This window comes from Mucilaginibacter sp. (assembly GCF_036383575.1).
In the GTDB taxonomy this organism is placed as follows: Bacteria; Bacteroidota; Bacteroidia; order Sphingobacteriales; family Sphingobacteriaceae; genus Mucilaginibacter.
On record NZ_DASVOB010000178.1, the window covers coordinates 1 to 4,053 of the forward strand.

At 40.9% G+C, this 4,053-nt stretch carries 5 protein-coding genes and 1 pseudogene; 2 read left to right on the plus strand and 4 right to left on the minus strand.

The genetic code is table 11. From position 1 onward, the window contains the following. The 4 genes and pseudogenes from VF500_RS06440 to VF500_RS06455 all read right to left on the minus strand — a co-directional run. A pseudogene (locus tag VF500_RS06440) lies at positions 1–677 on the minus strand (polyamine aminopropyltransferase); the annotation flags it as partial. Positions 678–682: 5 nt separating this feature from the next. Beyond that, positions 683–862, minus strand: coding sequence for a hypothetical protein (locus VF500_RS06445; RefSeq protein ID WP_121227925.1), 180 nt, complete (start codon positions 860–862; stop codon positions 683–685). Then, positions 859–2,316 carry a DUF4178 domain-containing protein gene (locus tag VF500_RS06450; protein WP_330858875.1) on the minus strand — a complete coding sequence of 486 codons (1,458 nt, stop codon included), beginning with the start codon at positions 2,314–2,316 and terminating at the stop codon, positions 859–861. The genes VF500_RS06445 and VF500_RS06450 overlap by 4 nt, the downstream gene beginning before the upstream one ends. Before the next feature lies 1 nt (position 2,317). Further along, positions 2,318–2,671, minus strand: a complete 354-nt coding sequence (locus VF500_RS06455; RefSeq protein WP_330858876.1) for an S-adenosylmethionine decarboxylase — start codon at positions 2,669–2,671, stop codon at positions 2,318–2,320. 450 nt (positions 2,672–3,121) lie between these two features. Between VF500_RS06455 and VF500_RS06460 the strand changes: the two genes are divergently transcribed. Together VF500_RS06460 and VF500_RS06465 are read left to right on the plus strand one after the other, a co-directional pair. Next, positions 3,122–3,715, plus strand: coding sequence for an RNA polymerase sigma-70 factor (locus tag VF500_RS06460; RefSeq protein ID WP_330858877.1), 594 nt, complete (start codon positions 3,122–3,124; stop codon positions 3,713–3,715). A gap of 55 nt (positions 3,716–3,770) precedes the next feature. Further along, on the plus strand, positions 3,771–4,053 hold a 283-nt coding region (locus tag VF500_RS06465; RefSeq protein ID WP_330858878.1), incomplete at its 3' end, for a hypothetical protein.

The window sequence follows — 4,053 nt, forward strand, 5'->3', positions numbered from 1 at the left end:
CTGTAAGTTAAGCTTTCGGAAAAATTGGTGATGGTATTGGCATAGATAAAACCTGTTAAAAGTGCTGCAAGGCTGATTATAGAAGCGCTTTGCAGGTATTTGGCTCCCTTAATTTCATGCTTAAAGTTGATACAGGTGATGAGTGCGACTAATACGTTGAGCATACCAAACAGGTACGCTGTACGTACGATACCCAGGTAGGGGATAAGCAGCAGCGGAAACACCAGCGAAGCTATCAGGGCGCCTATATAATCGAACGTAAAAACCTTTGATACAAGATCTTTAAATTCAAATCTGTCTTTCAAAATACGCATCAATAATGGGATCTCCAACCCCACGAGTATACCGGTTATAGAGATTAAGCCATAAAGTATGATCCTGAATGAGCTTACGCTTTCAAACACAAGGAACAGGATAGATGAGCTTGTGCCACCAACAAGGCCTACCAGTATTTCAATACGGATAAACCAGCCAAGCAGATTTTTATCAAAGTATTTAGATACCCATGAACCCAGGCCCATCGAAAACAGGTAAACGCCAATAATGGTTGAAAACTGGGTTACCGAGTCGCCAAGAAGGTAACTGGCCAGTGTACCGGCTATCAATTCATAAATGAGGCCGCAGGTTGCAATTATAAAAACAGAAACGAGTAATAATACAGGGAGTTTTTTATTCATGACCGTTATTTATGATAAAACCTAACCCCATAACCTGAGTGCGCAACCGGGCCGTGATAACCTGCATTGCGCTCTACATCATTACTTTGCCAAAAGGCAATGCCGTTAAAAGCATCAAAAGTAAAGTACACTACTATTACAGATGCTATAATTACGTATGCTATGTTTGATTTGATGGATTTCATTCGTCGTCGTCTTTTTGATAGGGTGAAAAATCACTGTTCATCCAGCGGTTAACTTCAAACCTGCGTGCCCGATACCAGCAATACAAGGGGTAAAGGCAAAGCAGTAGTAAAGTAACCAGGATATTACGCCATAAAGTCACACTTTCGGTAACTTTTACATCAAGCGAATTAACCAGCCTTGAACCCGAATAGGGATACATATTGATATGGTATTTGCCTGGGGGGACCTCGGAAAGCAATACCGTTTCCTGTATGCCACCTTCCGACCAGCTTTCACCGTCTTCAACGCCATGATAGTATTCGATATCTTTAGTAAGGCTCCATGTTTGATTATCCTTTTCGCTTACCAGTTCAACAGTTGTAGACAGCCAGTTATTGTCAATCTGCGACGATAGTTCGATCTCTAATGGTACAGGCCCGTTTTCGATGCTGAAAGTTGGCGTTTTGAACGATTTAAATTCAAAATTACCGGCACTATCCGGGCTAATCGCATCAATAGCTTTAGCACTATCTTGTAAAATATTGTTTATGGCTGTAGCGGCGCTGTCGGTGGTTTTATGATCGCCAGTAACCATAACGCTTTTCCTTTTTACCGTATCGGCTGGGCGTGGTGGCAGGTCAAGCGAAAAAGTATGCTCCAACAAAACGGTTTCGGGACGTTGCCAGGCAACAAATAGTTGTATCAGTAAAAAAACGACGATGGCGATACCGCTTATGGTCAATGAACCGTTCCAGCGTGCGCGGTGTTTTGAAGGTTGGTTGGCTCCTATGCCAATTTTTGACGGAAAGTTACCCAGCGGAATTTTAAAAGCGGCGGCAATTTCCTGCTCTTCAATGTATTCGCCGAGGTACCAGTCTTCTTGTTGTGTTCGCAGGTTTTGCTCCCAGGTTAATAAAAATGGCGGCCTGATGTATTCATGCGCTTTGATCCGTTCTTCGCGGATATCCCAGTCAAACTCACCAATAAAGGAATGGATTACCGGGCGATAGGAGTTGAAAAGGTTAAACTCCAGCTCCTGGTATAAGGCAGTGTTTTCATAACTCTTTTTTGACTTTTCAAGATCCGGGTGGAAGGTTTTGCCTGCAATCAGCGTCCAATGTCCGTCATACTCAGCCAAAAAAGCGTAGCCTTTGGCGTAATTGTAAAGCATGTATTCACGCCATTGGTACTGATTATAGGCAGCTTCCTTTTTTTCGATATAGGCTATAACCTTGTATTCCACATCGCGAAGCACACCTTCGGTGCCTATTGGCAAAACAGGTTTGTTTTGGATGGAAACAAGGCGGTCCTTAACATAAGGTTTACCATCGGTACCAAATAACAGGTAGGAATAGCATGATGCGCATGCTGCTGCCTCACAGCCTATATGGTCATAAAGTGTGATGGGCTTATGGCAATTGGGACAGGTTATTGAGTCCGAAAACGGAAATGCTTTAGGATTTAATGTGGCCATACTATCGCTTTATTTCGTTTTTCTGTAATTCGGCCCCTTCAAAAAATGCAAGTACGGCGTTGTATAGAGCACGGACCTTGTCATCATTTTCGCGCTGGTAATTGGAAAGGAACACATCAAAGGTTGCTGTGCCATATTCGGGCCAGGTATGGATAGACATGTGCGACTCCGTGAGGCAAACAACAGCGGTAAAGCCACCACCATCAAAATCATGATAAACTTCACCAACTTTATTTAGCTCGAAGCGGGTAATAAGCTCATCAAACAAAGTATGGCAATCTGCGCTGGATAACAGTAGGTTATATTTAGCGGATGTAAATTCAGATAAAATGTGAAGTCCAGGTTTGTAGGGCATTAGTTTAAATACAATTCGGAACTAAGATATGAAAATATTTATAGTACCTGATTATAATGCCCTATCAACCGGAAACCTGTTTTAGTAAGGGTTGAATCCAGTTTGTTTTATTATTGTTTAAGTGACAATTAAAAGCGTTATTTCGGTATCTGATGTAAAAGAGTCTAATTTTACTTGATATGAGTTTTATTGGGGATTGATATGGTTTACTCTCATAGTGGCCATTTGAGGTATATAAAACAATTTAGCATGGCATGTTATTGGTGAGTAAATCATCATGGAAAAATTATTTTAATTGTTTTTTGAACAATTAAAATAAAATATTATACCTTAGATTTTAATTAGGGCAATCACCTTGCTTTAATGAAGACCAATTACCAATTGTATTGATTTGAACCATACAGGAACTGTTCCCCGGTTTTTGATAAAGTAATTATAACAGGTTAAGGAATGTTGGATACCGAAATTAAGTACTTGCTTAATGATATTGCTTTAAACAGCAGCAGGGCTTCCTTTAAGAGGTTGTACTTATTTTATTATGGTAAATTATTCAACCTGGCAAAATCACTGGTTAAGCAGGATGAATTGGCCGAAGAGATCACCAACGATGTTTTCATGAACCTTTGGGCCCGTCGGGCTTCACTGGCCGAGATCAATAATTTTACTTATTACTGTTATACCTCGGTTAAAAATAAAGCGCTTACCTGCTTGTCCAAAAATCAGCTCAAAAGTGTAAATATTGATGATGTGAATGTAGATGTTGCTGATTCAAGCGCAACCGGTGAAGATAAACTGGTTTGCGAGGATCTTACCAAACTGATCAATACTACTTTAAGCAAACTCTCCGATCAATGCCGCCTTGTTTTTAAATTGGTAAAAGAAGACGGCTTAAAATACCGTGAAGTAGCCGACCTCCTCGATATCTCCATAAAAACTGTTGAATACCACATGGGCAACGCCCTGAAAACTCTTGCGCAGGGACTAAGAGACTCTCCAAAAATGCCTGTCGCGGCTAATCCGGAAAAAAATTCAAAAAATAATTAATCCTTCACTAGGGTATCCTGATTATTTACAGTCTTTATATATAGAGCCGTAAATAATGATCAACAACATCTGGATACTTATTGGTAAAAAGTTAAATGGTGAAGCCTCGCCCGAGGAGTTACTTGAACTTGAGCAACTGTTGCAGCAACAGGGGGCAGCCGGTATGTACCCAACGGACGAGCTGGAGGAGATCTGGAAAAATGATCAGCAAACCGCTCAGGATGAAAAACTGCTGAGCAAATGGGATGTTTTTGAAGCCGAACTTGATGTCATTGAAGAAAAGGAAGCTGAAGAAGCCGCGCTGGTTATCGCTATCCAAACCAAACAGAAAAAAGCCA